Below are 20546 nucleotides of genomic sequence, written 5' to 3'. Positions count from 1 at the left end.
AAAGGCATTCAATTATGAAATACGTACGTCAGTTTTTGATTATTACAGGGATTTCATTTTTAGGGGAAGGGCTGAAAGCGCTGCTTCCCCTGCCGATACCAGCCAGCATTTATGGGCTTGTCCTGATGCTGGCTGTTTTGTGTCTGCGCATCCTTCCGCTGGAGGCTGTAAAGGATGCAGGGAAGTTTCTGGTGGAAATTATGCCGCTGATGTTTATTCCGGCGGCAGTGGGGCTGATGCAGTCCTGGGAACGCATCCGTCCGATTCTGGGACAGCTCATAGTAGTTACGGTGGTTTCCACCGTGGTTGTCATGGCGGTTTCCGGACAGACAACGCAGGCGGTAATCCGCAGGGGCAGAAAGGAGCGGAAAAATGAGAGAGATACTGTGTGATTCTGTATTTTTTGGCGTGGTGGTCAGCCTGCTTGCGTATGAGTTTGGCCTTTTTCTGAAAAGGAGACTAAAGCTTGCAATCTGCAATCCGCTGCTTGTTTCGATTGTGGCGGTGATAGTAGTTCTGACTGTATTTGGAATTGATTATGAACGGTATGAAGAGGGAGCGAAGCTCCTTTCGTATCTTTTGACTCTTGCAACCGTATGTCTCGCGATACCGCTTTATGAGCAGATCACATTACTGAAGAAAAACAGCAAGGCGATCATGGCAGGGATTCTCTCCGGTGTGGCATCAAGCCTTCTTTCTATTCTTGCAATGGCGGCGCTGTTTGGCTTCAGCCACGAGGAATACGTGACACTGTTGCCGAAATCCATTACGACAGCAATCGGTATGGGAATTTCACAGGAGCTTGGCGGGATTGTGACAATCACAGTGGCAGTGATTATTGTAACGGGGATTCTTGGAAATGTGATCGGAGAACATATTTGCAGACTGTTTCATATTGAGGAGCCGATTGCAAAGGGGATTGCGCTCGGCACCGCAGCGCATGCCATCGGAACAGCAAAGGCGATGGAGCTCGGAGAGATCGAAGGAGCAATGAGCAGTCTGTCAATTGCGGTATCCGGACTTTTGACTGTGGTGGGCGCTTCGGTGTTCGCGCAGTTTTTGTAAATCAGAACAGGCAGAGTTATGGCCTGACGACACCGCTTGAATAGACAATCTTTCTGTAAAACACAGAGCTGCAATCACATAATTTGTCACTATACAACAAAATTATAAAAAATAGAAAAAACTTTTGGTATTTTATACGTTTTTATGGTATATTAATGAACAATAAGGAACAAGGAGGCTCCTGCTTGAGGGGCCTTTTTGCGTCTTATACTTTATTGAGATTAGGAGGAGAGGTTAATGAAAAGGAATGGAAAAGCTGCGGCTGCCCTGCTTTGTACGGCAGCGATGGTTCTCGGCGTCGGAAGTACGGCGTTTGCAGAGGAGACAAAGACACTGAAGGTTGCAATGGAATGCGGCTATGCGCCGTACAACTGGACACAGGCAACCGATGAGAACGGTGCGGTTCCGATTGCAGGCAGCTCCGAATATGCATATGGATATGATGTTATGATGGCGAAGCACATCTGTGAGGAGCTTGGGTATGAGCTGGAGATTGTGAAGCTTGACTGGGATTCCCTTGTACCGGCAGTACAGTCCGGCACCGTGGACTGTGTGATCGCGGGACAGTCCATCACTTCTGCACGTATGCAGATGGTAGATTTTACAGAACCGTATTATTATGCGTCAATTATTACACTGACAAAAGCTGACAGCGATTACGCGGAAGCGAAGAGCGTGGCAGACCTTGCAGGCGCAACATGCACATCTCAGCTTAACACCATCTGGTATGACGTATGCCTGCCGCAGATCGAGGATGCGGATATTCTTCCGGCACAGGAATCGGCTCCGGCTATGCTGGTTTCACTGGATGCTGATAAGTGTGATCTCGTTGTGACGGATATGCCGACTGGTATGGCTGCATGCGTTGCGTATCCGGACTTTAAACTGCTTGATTTTACAGGCGGAGATGGAGAATTCCAGGTTTCCGACGAGGAAATTAATATCGGTATTTCTCTGCAAAAAGGCAATGATGAGCTGAAAGATGCCATCAACAGTGTCCTGGAGAACATGACAACAGAAGATTACGAAGAAATGATGAACGAGGCAATTTCCGTTCAGCCGCTTTCCGATGCAGAATAAATTAGTTTGATATGAGGGGCATTGCACAGATCAACTTTTTCAAACGTGCAAATGCCCCTTTTATGCGCACGCCCGCATTAGGAAAATTGTCGCTGAAGCGACATGCGGGCGGCGCGGCGAGTAAGAAAGAAAACTTTCCTACTCGATTGTATACGCCCGCACAGGGAAAATTGTCGCTGAAGCGACATGCAGGCGGCGCGGCGAGTAAGAAAGAAAACTTTCCTACTCGATTGTATACGCCCGCATTAGGAAAATTGTCGCTGAAGCGACATGCGGGCGGCGCGGCGAGTAAGGAAGAAATCTTTCCTGCTCAATTACATAAAAGCATTGGGCAGAGGTAGCATGAATTTGCAGGTAAAGGGAGGAGAGAGAATATGCCACAGGATTTTTGGGGCAGGATTGTGTATATTTTGCAGGAGCGTGGTCCGGCTTATCTGGACGGCGCAAAAAATACAATGGTGATTGCGCTTATCAGTACATTTATTGGCTGCATCATCGGTTTTGCGGTCGGGATTGTTCAGACCATACCGGTAAGTAAAAAGGACAATATTTTTAAGCGGGCATTGCTCTGGGTTGTTCGGCTCATTTTGAATATTTATGTTGAGGTATTTCGCGGTACGCCGATGATGGTGCAGGCGATGTTCATCTTTTTCGGTTCTTCTGCGGTGTTTAACATCAATATGTCCATGTGGTTTGCGGCATTTTTTATTGTATCCATCAACACGGGCGCATATATGGCAGAGACGGTCCGGGGCGGGATTCTTTCCATTGACCCCGGTCAGACGGAGGGTGCGAAGGCCATCGGTATGACACATGTGCAGACCATGCTTTATGTGATTCTGCCGCAGGCGTTGCGCAATATCATGCCGCAGATCGGAAACAATCTGATTATCAATATCAAAGATACGTGCGTACTGTCCGTAATTGGCATTGTGGAGATGTTTTATGCGGCAAAAAGTGTGGCGGGAGCATTGTATACCTATTTTGAATCTTTCACGATTGCGATGGTGATCTATTTCATCCTGACCTTTGCATGCTCCAGGCTGCTCAGGCTGTGGGAGAAAAAGATGGACGGAAGCGATAATTATGATCTGGCGACCACGGATACGCTGGCGCATACAAGCGGTCTGTACAGCTATACGGCGAAAAAGGAGGAGGACGAATGAGCGGGGAAATCATCAAAATCAATCATCTGAGCAAAACCTTTGGGAAAAATGTGGTCCTGCGGGATATTGATTTTTCTGTCTCGACCGGGGATGTGACGTGTATCATCGGGGCCTCCGGTTCCGGAAAATCCACACTGCTGCGCTGTCTGAATCTGCTTGAGACGCCGACGACCGGCGAGATCCTGTATCATGGAGAGGATATTGCGGCGGCACATACGAATGCGGCGGCATATCGTGCAAAGGTTGGCATGGTGTTTCAGAGTTTTAATCTGTTCAGCAATATGACGGTGTTGCAGAATTGTATCATCGGGCAGACCAAAGTGTTGAAAAAGAACAAAGAGGAAGCAAAAAAACGCGCGCTTGCATTTTTGGACAAGGTTGGTATGGCTCCGTATATCAATGCGAAGCCGCGTCAGCTTTCCGGCGGACAAAAGCAGCGTGTGGCGATTGCGCGGGCATTGGCAATGGAGCCGGAGCTTCTGCTGTTTGATGAACCGACGTCAGCGCTGGACCCGCAGATGGTGGGCGAGGTGCTTGATGTTATGAAGCAGCTTGCAGGAGAAGGACTGACGATGATTATTGTAACGCACGAGATGGCGTTTGCGCGGGATGTGTCGAATCATGTTGTGTATATGGCGGACGGAGTGATCGAGGAAGCAGGAGATCCGAAGCAGATTTTCAGCAATCCGCAAAATCCGAAGACACAGGAATTTTTAAAGAGGTTTATGCGCGGGTAACGCGGCATATTCTGTATAGAAGCCGGTATTCGGCGGTTGCAGGGAGATTATGAAAAAAGAGAGGATGGATGAAACATGATTGATGTGATTACACAGGTGAACAGTACCGTCAATAATATCGTGTGGGGCTGGCCGGCGCTGATTTTGCTTGGCTTTGCGGGCGTTTTGATGACGTGTATGACAGGTTTTTTTCAGTTGAGTCATTTTAAATACTGGATGCGGCACACAATTGGTGCTATTTTCGGCGAAAAACATGTAACAAAACATACGGACGATAAATCAATTTCACAGTTTCAGTCGCTTTGTACGGCGCTTGCAGCAACGGTCGGTACCGGAAACATCGTCGGTGTGGCCGGAGCCATTGCAGTCGGAGGTCCGGGCGCCGTATTTTGGATGTGGCTGATTGCATTTTTCGGAATGATGACGAACTATTCTGAGAATGTGCTGGGTATTCTTTACCGGCGCAAAAATGAAAAGGGAGAGTGGTGCGGAGGCGCCATGTATTATCTGCGTGACGGACTCGGAGCCAAAAAGGGCTGCAAAGAGATCGGCATCGTGCTGGCCGTTCTTTTCTCCTGTTTCTGCCTTCTGGCGTCGTTTGGCATCGGAAACATGAGCCAGGTAAACAGCATGGTTGGCAATGTAAAGACTGCGTTTGGCATTCCGGAGCTGGCGACAGGAATTTTCCTTGTTCTGGCAGTTGCGCTTGTGATCCTGGGAGGAATCAAGCGGATTGCCACCATGACAGAAAAGATTGTTCCGTTTATGGTAGTTGTTTATCTGATTGGAACACTTGTGATTATCTGTGTACATATTGACGTGGTTCCGGCAGCGTTTGTTTCTATTTTTAAAGGCGCATTTGCCCTGAAGTCAGCGGCAGGCGGCGTAGTTGGTTCCGGGATTGCGCTGGCGATGCAGATGGGTATGAAGCGCGGTGTATTTTCGAATGAGGCGGGACTTGGTTCGTCTGTTATGGTGCATTCCAGTTCCAATGTAAAGGAGCCGGTGCGTCAGGGGATGTGGGGCATTTTTGAAGTGTTTGCGGACACGATCGTTGTCTGTACGCTGACTGCTCTGACGATTCTTTGTTCCGGTGCAGTAGATCTCGTTACCGGAAAACTGACAGAGACAGCGGCTGCGATTGAATCCAACTCTCTGATGAGTTATGCGTTTTTACAGACATTCGGAAAACCGGGCGCATGGTTTGTGGCAATTGCCATTTTACTGTTTGCGTATTCGACGGTACTTGGATGGAGCCATTACGGTTCTACTGCATGTGAGTATCTGTTTGGAACAAAATCCGTTACCATTTACCGGGTGGTATTTGTAGGGATTGTACTTGCCGGCTCTTTGATGAAGGCACAGCTTGCGTGGGATATTTCCGATACGTTTAACGGTATGATGATGATCCCGAACCTGATCGGCGTTCTGGTACTCTCTCCACAGGTTATCAAATGCACGAAGAATTACGTGGCCCGGAAATTCCGGCACGAAAAAGTAAAGCCGATGCTTTCCGTGTTCCAGGATATCCAGGAAATGCAGGAGAAAAATCTAGGAGAAGACGACTGATCGAAGAGAACCATACGAAATAGAAGGTGGCTGCACAGGAAATATGTATTGTGCAGCTGCCTCTTTTTGTGCTATGATACCTTGGACTGACAAGGACACATATAGTCAGGACAGAATGTTGACTGAAAGAAAGGCGAATTTATGCGGGAAATTTTCATTGACAGTGTGGTAGATTGTGTGAAGCTTCTGCCGTTTCTTTACCTTTCCTATTTGGTGGTAGAGTATGCAGAGCACAGGATGAGTCAAAGGACAAAAGAACTCATCTATCAGGCAGGGAAGGCGGGGCCCCTTCTGGGCGCTTTGATCGGGATTATTCCGCAGTGCGGATTTTCAGCAGCGGCAGCAGGCCTGTTTGCCGGCGGTATGGTATCTCCGGGAACACTGCTTTCCGTATTTTTATCTACTTCGGATGAAATGCTTCCGATTATGGTATCGGAGGGAATCCACGCGGCTGTGATTCTGAGAATACTTCTGGTTAAAGTGGCAGTGGCGGCAGCAGCCGGACTTTTGACTGATCTGGCAGTTGAGCACTTGTTCGGGCGCAGAAAAGAGATGCCGGAGCACCCGCATATGTGTGAGCATGAGCACTGCGGCTGCGGGGAACATGGGATTGTATATTCAGCCCTGAACCATACGATTCGAACCGCGGTTTTTTTGTTCGTGATCTCTCTGGCGATTGGTTTAGGAATGGAATGGAGCGGAATTGCCGGGGCTTCGCAGGGGATTGCGGGTGTGCCGGTTGTGTCAGAGGCGTTTGCGGGACTGGTCGGCATGATACCGAACTGTGCGGCGTCGGTTTTGATTACCCAGCTTTTCCTGGAAGGAATCATCGGGAGCGGCGCTTTATTTTCCGGGCTTCTTTGCAGCGCGGGTACCGGACTGCTTGTTTTATACCGGGAAAATGAAAGCAAAAAAACGAACCTGGCGATCACGGGGCTGCTTTATGCGGCTGGCCTTTTGGGAGGTATGATTGCCGGAGGATTGGGGATATTATAGGAAGAGAAAGGATACAAGACAGATGGATTATATCGTAAGAGCTACGGCTGCAAACCAGCAGATTCGCGCGTTTGCAGCGACGACAAGGGAGTCCGTGGAGATGGCACGGTCTTTCCACAATACCAGTCCGGTGGCGACTGCAGCGCTCGGGCGTTTGCTGACGGCAGGCGCTATGATGGGTGCTATGATGAAGGGTGAGAGGGACATTCTGACACTTCAGATGAAAGGAAACGGGCCGATCGGCGGTATTACGGTGACTGCGGATTCGAAGGCAAACATAAAAGGGTATGTGCAGAACCCTGGCGTGGTGCTCCATGCAAACGAAAAAGGAAAACTGGATGTGGGCGGCGCGATTGGCATCGGGATTTTGAATGTGATCAAGGATCTTGGCATGAAGGAACCGTATATCGGTCAGTGCGAATTAAAGACGGGAGAGATCGGCGACGATCTCACGTATTATTTTGCCGTGTCAGAGCAGGTGCCTTCCTCCGTCGGTCTTGGCGTTTTGATGGAGAAAAACAATACAGTAAAACAGGCCGGTGGTTTTATTATTCAGCTGATGCCTTTTACTTCAGAGGACGTTGTGGAGCGTCTGGAAAGGAAGCTGGCAGAGGTGAGTTCCGTAACAGCCATGCTGGATGCTGGGATGACACCTGAACAGATTCTGGGCGAGCTGCTTGGAGAGTTCGGGGTGGAGATTATGGATACAGTTCCGACGCAGTATCACTGCGATTGTTCCAGAGAGCGGATTGAGCGGGCTCTGATCAGTATCGGGAAAAAGGATTTACAGGAAATGATTGATGAGGGCGAAGCAATTGAAGTAAACTGTCAGTTCTGTCAGAAAACGTATCGTGTGGAGGTAGAGGAGCTGCGTGCGCTTCTGAAAAAGGCCGACAGATAAAGGGCAAGTGTAAAGTAATAGGGCCGGCAGATCAGAATCGGCCGGAAAGAGAAATGAGCAGTCAGGAGGAACTTGGTGTGAGGGATGGTTTCATAAAAGTGGCGGCAGTAACTCCGGAAATCCGGGTTGCAGATTGCAGGTTTAACCTGGAAAGTATTTCCCGGGAACTGAAAGGAGCATTGCAGGAAAAGGCAAAGATTATTGTATTTCCGGAATTGTGTTTGACCGGCTATACCTGTGAAGACCTGTTCTGGCAGGAAAAGCTTCTGAATGAGGCGCGGGAAGCACTTTTTCAGTTGATCGCAGAGACAAAAGGAGAGGATGCACTGGTATTTGTGGGGCTGCCCTGGGAAAAAGAAGAGAAGCTCTATAATACAGCGGCTGTATTTTCGGATGGCAGATTGCTTGGCCTGGTACCGAAAAGAAATATTCCAAATTATAATGAATTTTATGAGGCGCGTTATTTTACGCCAGGCAATGAGCAGGTGGAGTATCTTATATGCGAGGGTATGAAAGTTCCGTTTGGCACACAGCAGCTATTTTGCTGCGACGGTATGCGACTTACCGTAGCAGCTGAGATCTGTGAAGATCTGTGGGCGCCGAACCCGCCGAGCACGGCGCATGCGCTGGCAGGAGCGGATGTGATTGTCAATCTGTCTGCGAGTGATGAGGTGACTGGAAAAGATGTGTACCGGGAGGCACTTGTGTCCGGACAGTCGGCGAGACTGCTCTGCGGCTACATTTATGCCAGCGCAGGAGAAGGAGAGTCCACACAGGATCTCGTGTTTGGAGGTCATGATCTTGTGGCAGAGAACGGACATATTCTGGCACAGTCCCTGCGGTTTTCCTGTGGGGCGATCTATGCGGAGCTGGATCTCGGGCGGCTGCGCGCGGAGCGGCGGCGGATGACGTCGTTTCAGATACAAAATGTCGGGCAGTATGTGAAGACATCGTTTCATTTAAAAACAGAAGAGACACAGTTGACGAGAAAGTTTGATGCAGCACCGTTTGTTCCTTCTGGAAAAGAGGACAGGGAAAAAAGATGCGAGGAAATTCTGATGATTCAGGCACTTGGCCTGAAAAAGCGTTTGCAGCATACGGGCGCAAAAAGTACAGTGGTGGGGATATCGGGAGGACTAGATTCCACGCTTGCACTGCTTGTTATGACAAAAGCGCATGACCTGCTTGGGCTTCCGCGCAATCAGATGGTGGCAGTAACGATGCCGGGCTTTGGCACAACGGACCGAACGTACCACAACGCGTGTGAATTGACCAGACGCCTCGGAGCCGAACTTTTGGAGGTGGACATCCGGGATGCGGTAAGCCTTCATTTCCGTGATATCGGGCAGGATGCCTCGATCCATGATGTGACGTACGAAAACAGTCAGGCCAGGGAGCGAACACAGATTTTGATGGATATTGCAAATAAAAAGGGCGGTTTGGTCGTCGGAACCGGGGATATGTCTGAGCTGGCGCTTGGCTGGGCAACCTACAATGGCGATCATATGTCCATGTATGCGGTCAACTGCTCTGTACCGAAAACGCTGGTACGCCATCTGGTGCGCTATTATGCAGATACCTGCGGTGATACCCGTATCAGCGAGATTTTATATGACGTACTGGACACTCCGGTCAGCCCCGAGCTGCTGCCGCCTGAGAACGGCCAGATATCTCAGAAGACGGAAGACCTGGTGGGCCCGTATGAGCTGCATGACTTCTTTTTATATTATCTGCTTCGTTTTGGCTATGCTCCGTCAAAGCTGTACCGTGTGGCAAAGCTTGCTTTTGCGGGCATGTATGAGGATGCGGTAATTCTGAAATGGCTGAAAAAGTTCTACTGGCGTTTCTTTTCCCAGCAGTTTAAGCGTTCGTGCGTGCCGGATGGCCCGAAAGTGGGAAGCGTCGCACTTTCACCAAGAGGTGATCTGCGGATGCCGAGCGATGCAAGTGTGGCTATCTGGATGGAGGAGCTGGAGGGGCTTTAAGGTAAGGGATTGGATTTTATTGGATGGAGGACGTCTTCTGGCCGCATATGCAAAAACGGGGTTCTGGCGAACAAGTCACCCCTTATTTTGCATATGCGGCCAGAAGGCTGACTGTGATCAGGAAAATACAGTGGGATGGTGCTCCTGAGGGATGTGCCTTTCCGCTGTTTTTTGTTTCTGCTTTGATTATATTATAGTTTGTCCCTTGCTATGGTATAGGTTGGGAGAATGAATATTATTTGGGTTTGTGCGGAGGAGATTGTGTTATTTATATTATAGAATTTAGGGGAGTTTTTGTATTGTCATTTAAAGTGAAAAATACATTGGTTAAAGAACGTATGTTTGCAAAAGGGCGTTGAAAAAGGTAATATGTTATAGTATAATAGCAAAAAATAGAAGGCTTGTAGGTGGGTGGAATATGCTGGAAAAAATTGTAGAACTTACAAACGAATATATAGAGAGTATGCCGAAAAAAGAGCGTAAAAAATATGGACAGTTTTTTACTAGTATGGAAACTGCCCGTTTTATGGCCGGATTATATAATATTGATGAAAAAATGAGTAAAGTAAGTGTGCTTGATGCCGGGGCAGGTTCAGGCATATTATCATGCGCCTTTATTGAAAGATTAGAAAAAATAGATTTTATTCAGAAGGTTGAACTTACCTGTTATGAAAATGACAGTAATGTATTACCATTGCTAAAACGTAACTTAGAATACTGCAGGGAAAAGACAAAGAAAGAGCTCATTGTTAATATAATTGAAGATAATTATATTCTTAGTCAGTATTTGGATTTTAATCATATGATAGGTGGCAGGGTAGAACCTAAAAAGTATGATTTTGTGATTGGAAATCCACCATATATGAAAATTCCTAAAGATGCACCGGAAGCAACAGCAATGCCAGAAGTATGTTATGGTGCACCGAATTTATATTTTATTTTTGCATCTATGGGGTTATTCAATTTATGCGAAAATGGGGAGATGGTGTACATTATTCCACGTTCATGGACCTTAGGGGCGTATTTTAAACGTTTCAGAGAATATTTCCTGACAGAAGGGAAGCTGGAACATATTCATCTTTTTGCTAGTCGCAGTAAAGTGTTTGACAAGGAAAGCGTGTTGCAGGAAACTATTATTATCAAGGTAAAAAAAACGATCGAAAAGCCAGAAACAATTACAATCACATCTTCGAAATCAAACAGTGATTTTGGAGAAATAACATTATTAACAGTTCCGTATGATTTGGTTGTGGCTGGTTCAGATTATTATGTCTATCTTGTAACGGATGAAAATGAAGTGGAAGTATTAAAAAAACTGCATAAATTTGATAAAACGCTTCCGGCAATTGGTATGAAAATGAAAACTGGATTGACTGTAGATTTCCGCAATCGTGAGATTCTGAGAGATGAAGCAGAAGAAGGAGCAATACCATTATTTTATTCGCAGCATATAAAGCAAGGAAAGGTAGAATTCCCGATACAGAAAGAACACGAATATGTGGTGACTGAACAAAGAGGTTTGATGCAGGATAACAAAAATTATTTATTTGTGAAACGTTTTACAGCGAAAGAAGAACCACGAAGATTACAGTGTGGAGTGTATCTGGCAAAAGAGTTTCCGCAATATAAAAAGATAAGTACACAAAATAAAATTAACTTTGTTGATGGAGTTTTAACACAGATGTCGGAATGTCTGGTGTATGGATTGTATGTACTGTTTAATTCTACACTATATGATGAATATTATCGTATCTTGAATGGATCTACACAGGTTAATTCTACGGAGATTAATGCAATGCCTGTACCAGATTTGGAGTCTATCCAAGAGATGGGAAGAAAAATGATAAAAAGTAAGGATTATTCAGAAGCAAATTGCAATTTGATATTGGAGGGATACTGTGGGTGATAAGATAGAAGAAGCAAGAGAGTTCCTAAAAGCCGTAGGTATGCCAAAAGAACAGCAGGGAAACGTTTCGAAAACAAGCATTGCATAGATTTCGCACAGCAGCATTGATTGAGGATAATGGAAAGGCAACCAATAGTCCGAATTATGGATACAGATTGACAGAAGAAACCGTAAAAATTTTGAGAACTATGCAGACGCCAGCATGGAAGGAATCCTTAAAAAAGTTTCTATACTACCATGAAAAGTTAATTGATATATATGCTTCAAAAAAGATAATGACAATGATGCCAGTAAATATAAATGGTGAAGATTTTAAGTTTTCTGCTGGCAAACATAATGAACTTCAGAAAGCTATTATTGAAGAATTTGCGCCGAGATTTGCACCAAATTCAGAGTGTCTATATGTTGGAGATACAATAGAAAAAGATCTTGTAAAAAATGTAAATAAATTGAAAAAATTGGGATTTGAAATAACGCTGCATGATAAGATGCCTGATGTAGTGCTGTATCGAGAAGATAAGGATTGGATTTATTTCGTTGAGTCTGTCACTTCTATAGGCCCAATGGATTCAAAGCGTATATTAGAAATTAAAGAAATGACAAAAGATGTTACAGCAGGAAAAATATTTGTGACAGCTTTTTTGGATTTTAAAACATATAAGAAGTTTGCAGAAAAACTTGCATGGGAGACAGAGGTCTGGATTGCTGAGATGCCGGAGCATATGATACATCTGAATGGCGATAGGTTTATGGGACCCAGATAGCAGTTGCTAATCATTTTCACGAAAGTTATAATCAAATGGAGACAAATGACAACAGAAAATATTTTATTAAGCTGTACACCCATACATACCAAAATTTGAATGAGTAGTTAAAAAGTATATATCAACTTTTTCATAGCCAGCCCCCTGGCACAAGGTACAAAATAAGGGGTGACTTGTTTGCTGGAACCCCGTTTTTGTACCTTGTACCAGGGAGCGTCGTATTTTATAAAAAGCAGAGGAGGATTTTCAATATGAACTCAGTGCAAAATGCCCCGCAATGCCGGAAGTTTTTGAATGGGGCAGGCTGGAAGCAGATTGTGACCGTGTTTTGCATGTGCATGTTCTTTTTGGCGGTGCCGTTGCGGGTTTCAGCGGCAACGCCGGTTTCAGAGCATGGAAGACTTTCGGTGAAAGGGACAAAGCTTGTGGATCAGAAAGGGAAGACCTTTCAGATCAAAGGAGTCAGCACGCATGGCCTGTCGTGGTATCCGGAATATATTTCGAAGAAAGCGTTTAAAGATCTGCGGGATAAATGGGGCGCGAATACGGTGCGTCTGGCCATGTATACGGCAGAGTACAATGGTTATTGTACCGGTGGAAGTGCGAACCGGAAAAATCTGAAAAAACAGATTGATACGGGTGTGAAAGCGGCTACGGGTCTTGGGTTGTATGTGATCATTGACTGGCATATTCTAAGCGATGGAAATCCGAATACATACAAGAAGCAGTCCATTGCCTTTTTTAAAGAGATGGCAGAGAAATATAAAAATCATAAAAATGTCATCTATGAAATATGCAATGAGCCAAACGGGGGCACAAGCTGGAAACAAATCCGGTCGTATGCACAGGCAGTTATCAAGGAGATTCGGGCCATTGATAAAAAAGCGGTGATTCTGGTCGGGACGCCTACCTGGTCACAGGATGTTGACGCAGCGGCGAAGAACCCGGTTAAGGGTTACAAAAATATCATGTATACGCTGCATTTTTACGCAAACACGCACAGAGAGTCCTATCGTGAAAAGGCAACGGAGGCAATTCAGGCAGGCCTGCCGCTTCTGGTCAGTGAGTTTGGTATCTGTGATGCCTCCGGAAATGGAGGGGTGAATGAAGCAGAAGCCAATAAATGGATCTCTTTTTTGAATAAAAATGGGATTGGATATGTGGCATGGAATCTTTCGAACAAAAATGAGTCAAGTGCGCTGTTAAAGAGCAGTTGTAAGAAAAAGTCCGGATGGACGGCCAGTGATTTGTCACAGTCCGGCCAGTGGCTCGTCAAAACATTCAAAGGTTCGCTAGCAAAAGAATTGACCTCTGGGAAGAAACCGGATTCTACCGCCTCTGGTTCCGGCAGCGCCAAATCTGTGAAGGCCTCGTCCAAATACTGTAAAGTATCTGTGAAAGAGGTCAATTCATGGAAGAGCGGGAATCGTTATTACACGCAATACAAACTGACAATCACGAACAAAAGCAAATATCAGATTTCTAACTGGAAGGTGCGTGTAAACTTTAAAAATGCAATCAAAAAATCCCAGCAGTGGAATGGAAACTATTCGTATAAATCAAAATACCTCACGGTTACGCCGCTTTCTTGGAACAAACGGATTACACCGAAAGGCAAGGTTACGGAGGTTGGATTTATTGTGAGCTCAGCGAACGGGAAAAATAAAGTGACTTCGGTGAAGTTCCTTTAGAAAGCACCAAATTTCTTCAGGTCTGCGTGTTGATGCCTTGACAAACGAAAAAAAATGGTATACTGTAAGAAACAGTTGATGCAAACGAAAACACGATGACGAGAAGAGTAAAATGCGGAAGCATCCAGAGAGAAGGCGGAAGCTGGAAAGCCTTTATGTGGAACCATTTGAAAACTACCTCCGAGTGGCCCCAATCCGGTCCGGTGACTCCGTTACAGTCAGATGAGAGGTTTTGCGGCGCAGCTGAGAGAACAGCGTTCTGTGAAACAAGCAGGGTGGAACCGCGAGTGATGAAGATTACCCGTCCCATGCAGTCCAAGATTTGGATTGCATGGGATTTTTTTATCGTATAGGAAACTTCGTCTCCCATACGATAAAAGCCTCCGGCAGGATGCGCAGCTTCGCGCGCGGAACAAAAGCTGTGCTCTGAAATTTATTGACTCGCAAGGTGTGCGAAGCACACTTTTGTTCTGCATGTCCGCATGAGGCAAATAGTTGCTGAAGCAAGGGGAAGCAGTTTGCAGACAAAAAAGAAAGAAGGAGAAGCGGCATGAAGGATAAACTGAAAACGTTGTTTTTATCAAGCTGGACGCCGGCGGAGAAGACGCTGCTACTGGCAGATGTGCTGTTGTTCGGCGTTTTAGTGGGCTGGCTGACGTCCCCGCTGCGGGATGGCATAAATCTATTCAGTCATAATAGCTGGGATTTCAGCAAGAACGATACCGATTGGGAAGAATGGGATTTGGAAGAAAGTGAGGAATAAATGATGATTATTACATTAAAGGATGGATCGAAAAAGGAGTATGCACAGCCGATGTCAGTGCTGGATATCGCTTCTGATATCAGCGAGGGGCTGGCGAGAGTGGCAACGGCAGGCGAGTTGAACGGTGAGGTTGTGGATCTGCGTACCGTAGTGAGCGAGGACAGCGATCTGAATATTCTGACCTTTGATACTCCGGAGGGTGCAGGCGCATTTCGTCACACAACCTCTCATATTATGGCGCAGGCGATCAAGAGACTGTATCCGTCTGTTAAGCTGGCTATCGGTCCTTCTGTGGCAGACGGATTTTATTACGATGTGGACAGCGAGACTCCGCTGACGCAGGAAGATCTGGAAAAGATCGAGGCAGAAATGAAAAAGATTGTGAAAGAAGCACTTCCGATCACCCGTTTCACAAAGCCGAGAGACGAAGCGATTGCTTATTTTAAGGAGAAAGATGAACCGTACAAGGTAGAGCTGATCGAAGATCTGCCGGAGGATGCGGAAATCAGTTTTTATCAGCAGGGCGAGTTTGTGGACCTGTGCGCAGGCCCTCATCTGATGAGTACAAAGCCGGTAAAGGCATTTAAGCTGACAAGCCTGGCAGGCGCTTACTGGAGAGGCAGCGAGAAAAATAAGATGCTGACCAGAATCTATGGTACCTCCTATACGAAAAAGGCAGATCTGGAGGAATACATTACCCGGATGGAGGAAGCAAAAAAACGCGATCACAGAAAGCTTGGAAAGCAGCTGGGTCTGTTTATGATGCGCGACGAGGGACCTGGGTTCCCGTTCTTCCTGCCAAAGGGAATGATCCTGAAAAATACGCTGCTGGATTACTGGCGCGAGATCCATACAAAAGCCGGCTATGTGGAAATTTCCACTCCGATCATGCTGAACCGTCAGCTCTGGGAGACATCCGGACACTGGGATCACTATCAGGAAAATATGTATACGACAGTGATTGACGAGACCGATTTTGCGATCAAGCCGATGAACTGCCCGGGCGGTATTCTTGTGTATCAGTCAGAGCCGCGTTCTTATCGCGATCTGCCGCTTCGTATGGGTGAACTCGGTCTGGTACACCGCCATGAGAAATCCGGTCAGCTTCACGGACTGATGCGTGTGCGCTGCTTTACACAGGACGACGCACATATCTTTATGATGCCGGAGCAGATCCGCGATGAAATCAAGGGTGTTGCAAAGTTGATTGACCAGGTTTATCAGCTCTTTGGGTTTAAATATCATGTGGAACTTTCCACACGTCCGGAGAATTCCATGGGAAGCGACGAGGACTGGGAAGTGGCGACAGACGGACTTAGAAGCGCCTTGGATGACCTTGGCCTGGACTATGTTGTAAATGAGGGTGACGGAGCGTTCTATGGCCCGAAGATTGACTTCCATCTCGAAGATTCCATCGGAAGAACGTGGCAGTGCGGAACGATTCAGCTTGACTTCCAGCTTCCGCTTCGCTTTAACTGTGAGTACATCGGAGCAGATGGGGAGAAGCATCGTCCGATCATGATTCATCGCGTGGCCTTCGGTTCTATTGAACGCTTTATCGGCATTCTGATTGAGCATTTCGCAGGCGCTTTCCCGACCTGGCTTTCACCGGAGCAGGTACGCGTACTGCCGATTTCCGACAAGTATCTTGACTATGCCGGAAAGGTAAATGAGCAGCTGAAAGAAGCTGGCATCCGCAGCAGTGTTGACGCACGCGCAGAGAAGATCGGTTACAAAATCCGCGAGGCGCGTCTTGCGAAAGTGCCGTATATGGTAGTTGTCGGCGCAAAGGAAGAGGAAGAAGGCCTTGTGTCCGTGCGCAGTCGCTTTGCAGGTGATGAAGGACAGAAAGATCTGGCCGGATTTATCGCAGATTTGCAGGAAGAGATCAAGACCAGAACGGCTCGGGAAGTGACGGTTCAGGAAGAGGAGAAGAAATAATGGGTAGTCTACTTCCTGAAAAAGCAAGGATCACGTTTTGACCGACTGCTGAGCGGGACACATAGCGATCTGTTTGGGAAATAAGAAAATAAAAAGATGGGGCTGTCGCACCTGATACGAAATTTTATTCGTGAAAGCGACAGCCCTATTTTTGTGCACAAATTTTTCACATAATTACCACAGAAGGAACACAGAATTTCCAAAAACTAAACACAAACTACAGGTACACTTTTTTCAAAAATCAGGACAGGACGAGAGGCATTTATTTTATATTAGAGCCTCCCGGGGAAAGGAGTATTGTAATGAAAAAGTGTGTGAGTGGTTTTGGCAGAAGAGTTGGCGCGGGGACAGCAGCGGCTTTAATGGCAGCGGTGATGAGTGTTCCGGCGCCTGTATTTGCGGCAGGAGCTTCCGGGATTGATATGAGTACGGATTATCCTGGAATTACGGTAAAAGCGGGAGAGACAGTAAGTTTTCCGCTGGATTTTTCCAGTCTTGACGGGGAAGGGCATGATATTGCGTTGAAGGCGGAGAGCCTGCCGGAGAACTGGACCGGATATTTCAGAGGAGGAAGCAATCAGGTGACGAAGGTTCATGTGGACGGCACGTCAGATACAGAAACGGCATCTGGCGAGGAACTGGCAAATTTTAGCCTGACAATTCCGGAAGGGACGGACGAGGGTGTCTATACGGTAGAATTGCAGGCAGACGGAGGAACCGGAAATAAAGATACGCTGGAACTGGAAGTGACCGTGAGTCAGGAAGATGCAGGGGAGAGCAGCTTTACTTCAGAGTACCCGGAGCAACAGGGAACCACCGGGACTACATTCAGTTTTGATACGACGATTGTGAATAACCGCAGCACCAATCAGTCCTACAGCCTGTCAGCACAGGCGCCGCAGGGATGGCAGGTAACGTTTACACCGTCAGGTGAGGCGGCAAATGTGGCCAGTCTTTCCGTAGATACCGGGAAAAGTCAGGGACTTACGGTTACAGTTGTTCCGCCGGCAAATGTTGAAAAAGGGGAATATACAATTCCCTGTACGGCAGTTTCCGCGAATGACACATTGAAAGAGGAATTGAAGGTCAGCATTACCGGTACATATGGCGTACTGCTTTCTACACCGGACGGGCGACTCAGTCTGGACGCCTACGAAAATAAGGAGTCTGCGGTGACACTTTCTATTACAAACAGCGGGAACGTTGATCTGACGAATCTGAATCTGACTTCATCTGCACCGACGAACTGGGAGGTACGTTTTGAGGAATCAACGATTGATACGCTGGAGGCCGGGGCGACGAAAGAGATTACGGCTTATGTGAAGCCGTGTGAGAATGCAATCACGGGCGACTATGTGACGAGCATCCGGATCAGTAACAGCGAGGTTTCGTCAAATGCAGATTTTCGTATTTCTGTAAAGACATCCACGACCTGGGGACTTGCAGCCATTGCGGTGATTGTGGTTCTGGTGTTCGGACTTGGCTTTATCTTTAAAAAGTACGGGAGACGGTAAACATGACAGAAAAAAGCAGAAATGTAATAGAAATCGCGCATCTGACAAAACAGTATGGCGAGAAGATCGCAGTAAATGATTTGAATCTATGCATAAAACGTGGGGAAGTGTTCGGCCTTCTCGGGCCAAACGGAGCCGGAAAGACCACCACAATCCTGATGCTGCTGGGCCTTACGGAGCCGACTGCGGGTAGTGCGCTGATTGAGGGAATGGACTGTACGAGAAACCCTCTGGAGGTCAAATCCATCACAGGCTATCTGCCTGACAATGTGGGATTTTATTCCGATATGACAGGCAGACAGAATCTGCGCTTTACGGGGCGGATGAACGGACTTTCCGGAAAAGCGCTGGAGGAGAGGATTGACGGTCTGCTTCGGCGCGTGGGAATGGAGCAGGCAGCCAACCGAAAGGCAGGCACTTATTCGAAGGGCATGCGGCAGAGACTTGGAATTGCGGATGTTCTGATGAAAGATCCTGAAATTATCATTATGGATGAGCCGACACTCGGAATTGACCCCGAGGGTATGCGTGAGCTGCTGACCTTGATTCGTGAGCTTGCACAGGAGGATGGTCGGACGATTCTGATCTCCTCGCATCAGCTTCACCAGATTCAGCAGGTCTGTGACAGAGTCGGGATTTTTGTGAGCGGACAGCTGATTGCAAGCGGTACACTTTCCGAACTGGAAGAACAGATTCGCAAGGATGGCAGCTATCTGCTGGAACTTGAAGTTCAGCCCTGTGATGACAGGCTGCTTGCGATGCTGCGACAGCAGGAAGGAGTCCGGAAGATCAGTAAAGAAGGAAATACCTTCCTGATTGATGCAAAGACCGATCTTCGCGCATCTCTGACGCAGTTTCTGGGAGAATACGGGTATACGGTACTGCATCTGCACCAGCGCGGCGGCGACCTGGATGAAATTTATAGACGATATTTTGAAAAGGCAGGACAGAGTGATGAGAGAGATGGTATGGAAAAAAAGAAAAAATATGGATGGAAATATGAAAAATAAGATACGCGTAAACGGTATGACCGGGCTGGGAGCGCTTTATCACAAGGAACTGGCTGACCATCTGAAGAGCAAACGGTTCCTGATTCTGCTGATTCTGATCGGAAGTACTAGCTTTGCCAGTCTGTATGGAGCATTGACAGCGCTTGGAAATGCAGAAGACAGCAACTATCTGTTTTTAAAGCTGTACACCACAAGCGGCAGCTCCATACCTTCTTTTTTATCTTTTATCGCGCTGCTCGGACCCATCATCGGACTTGCGCTCGGATTTGACGCCATAAACAGTGAACGGTCAAGCGGAACCTTAAATCGGCTGGTATCACAGCCGATCTACCGGGATTCCATTATCATCGGTAAATTCCTGGCCGGAACGGCCGTTATTGCAACAATCATTTATTCAATGGGGGCAATGCTTGGCGCAATGGGCGTTTTGGTTACAGGCCTGAAGCCATCCGGAGAAGAAGTATGGCGGGTACTCATTTTTCTGACCTTTACCGTAATCTATGTCGCATTCTGGCTTGCAATTTCGATTCTCTTTTCCGTCGTATGCCGCCATGCGGCAACCTCAGCCCTGGCTTCCATCGCATTGTGGATTTTCTTTGCAATCTTCATGAGCCTGGTTGCAAGCATCATAGCAAATGCCATGTATCCGATCAACGATGAGTACAGCGCCCTGGTAAATTCTATGGATCACTATACCCTGAACCTTGGAATAAACCGTCTTTCCCCGTATTATTTGTACAGCGAGGCAGTATCTACAATCATGAATCCCGGAGTCCGTTCCGTCAACGTAGTCACAGTAGACCAGCTTGTAGGCGCTGTCAGCGGCTACTTAAGTCTCGGCCAGAGCTTATTGCTTGTCTGGCCCCATCTCACCGGCTTGGCCGCCCTGCTGCTCGTAGCTTTCGGCGGAGCTTATCTCGGCTTTATGCGTCAGGAAGTGCGGGCAAACTGAGTTCACCTTTCCACTTGATGTATATTTTGCCCCAAACTGCAAAAACTATCTCATGAAAATGATAAAATTCAGGAGGTAACATTATGCCAGCTTTAGTTTGTTCTGCACAGAATTGTGTATACAACAATGCAATGTATTGCAGTAGAGGCGATATCGAAATTGGCGGTCAGGATGCGAAAGTTTGCCAGGATACATGCTGCCAGAGCTTCGAGGAGCGCAAGAGAGACAGTGCGAAAAGCTCAATGGGAAGCCCGTCCTTCCATGCAGATATTAAATGCGAGGCAGTACACTGCAAATACAATGAGAACTGTGCCTGCCATGCAGAGCATGTGGATGTTTCCGGTGCAGCAGCTTGCTGCTGTGACGAGACGGAATGCGTAACCTTTGACGAGGAACGTTAGCCATTGTAAATAAGGATAAAACAAAATAAAAACAGGGCTGTTGCCAGAATGACGCGATATGCTACACGCATAAAAATCGTCCCGGGAACAGCCCTGTTTTCACTT

The 20546-nt window shown here is 47.0% G+C and carries 20 protein-coding genes; all 20 read left to right on the top strand.

Features of this window, described 5'->3' with window-relative positions:
* The first annotated feature begins 14 nt into the window (after window positions 1-14).
* The 20 genes from AC6I2O_RS06095 (at window position 15) to AC6I2O_RS06000 (ending at window position 20441) form a co-directional block, all read left to right on the top strand.
* Window positions 15-392 carry a CidA/LrgA family protein gene (locus AC6I2O_RS06095; protein ID WP_120390995.1) on the top strand — a complete coding sequence of 126 codons (378 nt, stop codon included), beginning with the start codon at window positions 15-17 and terminating at the stop codon, window positions 390-392.
* Complete coding sequence (locus AC6I2O_RS06090; RefSeq protein ID WP_497742110.1) at window positions 373-1065, top strand: LrgB family protein; 693 nt, start codon at window positions 373-375, stop codon at window positions 1063-1065. The genes AC6I2O_RS06095 and AC6I2O_RS06090 overlap by 20 nt, the downstream gene beginning before the upstream one ends.
* 285 nt (window positions 1066-1350) lie before the next feature.
* The gene (locus tag AC6I2O_RS06085; protein WP_497742493.1) at window positions 1351-2145 is read left to right on the top strand and encodes a transporter substrate-binding domain-containing protein; all 795 of its coding nucleotides are present in this window, start codon (window positions 1351-1353) and stop codon (window positions 2143-2145) included.
* An 11-nt stretch (window positions 2146-2156) separates the two neighbouring features.
* Complete coding sequence (locus tag AC6I2O_RS06080; RefSeq protein WP_497742109.1) at window positions 2157-2486, top strand: hypothetical protein; 330 nt, start codon at window positions 2157-2159, stop codon at window positions 2484-2486.
* A gap of 33 nt (window positions 2487-2519) precedes the next feature.
* Complete coding sequence (locus tag AC6I2O_RS06075; RefSeq protein ID WP_120390992.1) at window positions 2520-3311, top strand: amino acid ABC transporter permease; 792 nt, start codon at window positions 2520-2522, stop codon at window positions 3309-3311.
* Entirely contained in the window at window positions 3308-4048 is a 741-nt protein-coding gene (locus tag AC6I2O_RS06070) for an amino acid ABC transporter ATP-binding protein (protein ID WP_120390991.1), read from the top strand. Before AC6I2O_RS06075 ends, AC6I2O_RS06070 begins: the two co-directional genes overlap by 4 nt.
* Before the next feature lie 75 nt (window positions 4049-4123).
* Entirely contained in the window at window positions 4124-5617 is a 1494-nt protein-coding gene (locus tag AC6I2O_RS06065) for an alanine/glycine:cation symporter family protein (RefSeq protein ID WP_120390990.1), read from the top strand.
* A 141-nt stretch (window positions 5618-5758) separates the two neighbouring features.
* Entirely contained in the window at window positions 5759-6613 is an 855-nt protein-coding gene (locus tag AC6I2O_RS06060) for an arsenic efflux protein (protein WP_120390989.1), read from the top strand.
* A 22-nt stretch (window positions 6614-6635) separates the two neighbouring features.
* Window positions 6636-7514 carry an Hsp33 family molecular chaperone HslO gene (hslO, locus tag AC6I2O_RS06055; protein WP_120391339.1) on the top strand — a complete coding sequence of 293 codons (879 nt, stop codon included), beginning with the start codon at window positions 6636-6638 and terminating at the stop codon, window positions 7512-7514.
* Window positions 7515-7567: 53 nt separating this feature from the next.
* Window positions 7568-9499: an NAD(+) synthase gene (locus tag AC6I2O_RS06050; protein ID WP_497742108.1), complete on the top strand. Its 1932-nt coding sequence runs from the start codon at window positions 7568-7570 to the stop codon at window positions 9497-9499.
* Window positions 9500-9917: 418 nt separating this feature from the next.
* A complete protein-coding gene (locus tag AC6I2O_RS06045) occupies window positions 9918-11405 on the top strand; it encodes an Eco57I restriction-modification methylase domain-containing protein (RefSeq protein WP_120390988.1) in 1488 nt (495 codons plus the stop codon).
* A gap of 104 nt (window positions 11406-11509) precedes the next feature.
* On the top strand, window positions 11510-12169 hold the full coding sequence (locus tag AC6I2O_RS06040; protein ID WP_497742106.1) for a BsuBI/PstI family type II restriction endonuclease: 660 nt from the start codon (window positions 11510-11512) through the stop codon (window positions 12167-12169).
* Between the two features lie 251 nt (window positions 12170-12420).
* Window positions 12421-13860 (top strand): cellulase family glycosylhydrolase, encoded by a 1440-nt coding sequence (locus AC6I2O_RS06035; RefSeq protein ID WP_497742105.1) that lies wholly within the window; start codon window positions 12421-12423, stop codon window positions 13858-13860.
* Between the two features lie 95 nt (window positions 13861-13955).
* Entirely contained in the window at window positions 13956-14213 is a 258-nt protein-coding gene (locus AC6I2O_RS06030; RefSeq protein ID WP_147412227.1) for a hypothetical protein, read from the top strand.
* A gap of 197 nt (window positions 14214-14410) precedes the next feature.
* The gene (locus AC6I2O_RS06025) at window positions 14411-14623 is read left to right on the top strand and encodes a hypothetical protein (protein WP_497742103.1); all 213 of its coding nucleotides are present in this window, start codon (window positions 14411-14413) and stop codon (window positions 14621-14623) included.
* A gap of 3 nt (window positions 14624-14626) precedes the next feature.
* Window positions 14627-16564 carry a threonine--tRNA ligase gene (gene thrS / locus AC6I2O_RS06020; RefSeq protein ID WP_120391337.1) on the top strand — a complete coding sequence of 646 codons (1938 nt, stop codon included), beginning with the start codon at window positions 14627-14629 and terminating at the stop codon, window positions 16562-16564.
* Window positions 16565-16866: 302 nt separating this feature from the next.
* Window positions 16867-18078, top strand: coding sequence for a COG1470 family protein (locus tag AC6I2O_RS06015; protein WP_120390984.1), 1212 nt, complete (start codon window positions 16867-16869; stop codon window positions 18076-18078).
* A 2-nt stretch (window positions 18079-18080) separates the two neighbouring features.
* Window positions 18081-19088 (top strand): ABC transporter ATP-binding protein, encoded by a 1008-nt coding sequence (locus AC6I2O_RS06010; RefSeq protein WP_120390983.1) that lies wholly within the window; start codon window positions 18081-18083, stop codon window positions 19086-19088.
* Window positions 19078-20040 (top strand): ABC transporter permease, encoded by a 963-nt coding sequence (locus tag AC6I2O_RS06005; RefSeq protein WP_497742102.1) that lies wholly within the window; start codon window positions 19078-19080, stop codon window positions 20038-20040. Before AC6I2O_RS06010 ends, AC6I2O_RS06005 begins: the two co-directional genes overlap by 11 nt.
* 83 nt (window positions 20041-20123) lie before the next feature.
* Window positions 20124-20441: a DUF1540 domain-containing protein gene (locus AC6I2O_RS06000; RefSeq protein WP_120390982.1), complete on the top strand. Its 318-nt coding sequence runs from the start codon at window positions 20124-20126 to the stop codon at window positions 20439-20441.
* Window positions 20442-20546 lie beyond the last annotated feature (105 nt).

This window comes from Blautia sp. St.27G3, assembly GCF_059728505.1.
Note: the sequence above shows the minus strand (reverse complement) of the source record. Positions and strands in the feature narration are given on the sequence as shown.

Bases quoted from the DNA above. Each gene is read 5' to 3' on its own strand.
- AC6I2O_RS06095 (WP_120390995.1), top strand. From the start codon at position 15: ATGAAATACGTACGTCAGTTTTTGATTATTACAGGGATTTCATTTTTA.
- AC6I2O_RS06090 (WP_497742110.1), top strand. From the start codon at position 373: ATGAGAGAGATACTGTGTGATTCTGTATTTTTTGGCGTGGTGGTCAGC.
- AC6I2O_RS06085 (WP_497742493.1), top strand. From the start codon at position 1,351: ATGGTTCTCGGCGTCGGAAGTACGGCGTTTGCAGAGGAGACAAAGACA.
- AC6I2O_RS06080 (WP_497742109.1), top strand. From the start codon at position 2,157: ATGAGGGGCATTGCACAGATCAACTTTTTCAAACGTGCAAATGCCCCT.
- AC6I2O_RS06075 (WP_120390992.1), top strand. From the start codon at position 2,520: ATGCCACAGGATTTTTGGGGCAGGATTGTGTATATTTTGCAGGAGCGT.
- AC6I2O_RS06070 (WP_120390991.1), top strand. From the start codon at position 3,308: ATGAGCGGGGAAATCATCAAAATCAATCATCTGAGCAAAACCTTTGGG.
- AC6I2O_RS06065 (WP_120390990.1), top strand. From the start codon at position 4,124: ATGATTGATGTGATTACACAGGTGAACAGTACCGTCAATAATATCGTG.
- AC6I2O_RS06060 (WP_120390989.1), top strand. From the start codon at position 5,759: ATGCGGGAAATTTTCATTGACAGTGTGGTAGATTGTGTGAAGCTTCTG.
- hslO (WP_120391339.1), top strand. From the start codon at position 6,636: ATGGATTATATCGTAAGAGCTACGGCTGCAAACCAGCAGATTCGCGCG.
- AC6I2O_RS06050 (WP_497742108.1), top strand. From the start codon at position 7,568: ATGAGCAGTCAGGAGGAACTTGGTGTGAGGGATGGTTTCATAAAAGTG.
- AC6I2O_RS06045 (WP_120390988.1), top strand. From the start codon at position 9,918: ATGCTGGAAAAAATTGTAGAACTTACAAACGAATATATAGAGAGTATG.
- AC6I2O_RS06035 (WP_497742105.1), top strand. From the start codon at position 12,421: ATGAACTCAGTGCAAAATGCCCCGCAATGCCGGAAGTTTTTGAATGGG.
- AC6I2O_RS06030 (WP_147412227.1), top strand. From the start codon at position 13,956: ATGACGAGAAGAGTAAAATGCGGAAGCATCCAGAGAGAAGGCGGAAGC.
- AC6I2O_RS06025 (WP_497742103.1), top strand. From the start codon at position 14,411: ATGAAGGATAAACTGAAAACGTTGTTTTTATCAAGCTGGACGCCGGCG.
- thrS (WP_120391337.1), top strand. From the start codon at position 14,627: ATGATTATTACATTAAAGGATGGATCGAAAAAGGAGTATGCACAGCCG.
- AC6I2O_RS06015 (WP_120390984.1), top strand. From the start codon at position 16,867: ATGAAAAAGTGTGTGAGTGGTTTTGGCAGAAGAGTTGGCGCGGGGACA.
- AC6I2O_RS06010 (WP_120390983.1), top strand. From the start codon at position 18,081: ATGACAGAAAAAAGCAGAAATGTAATAGAAATCGCGCATCTGACAAAA.
- AC6I2O_RS06005 (WP_497742102.1), top strand. From the start codon at position 19,078: ATGAAAAATAAGATACGCGTAAACGGTATGACCGGGCTGGGAGCGCTT.
- AC6I2O_RS06000 (WP_120390982.1), top strand. From the start codon at position 20,124: ATGCCAGCTTTAGTTTGTTCTGCACAGAATTGTGTATACAACAATGCA.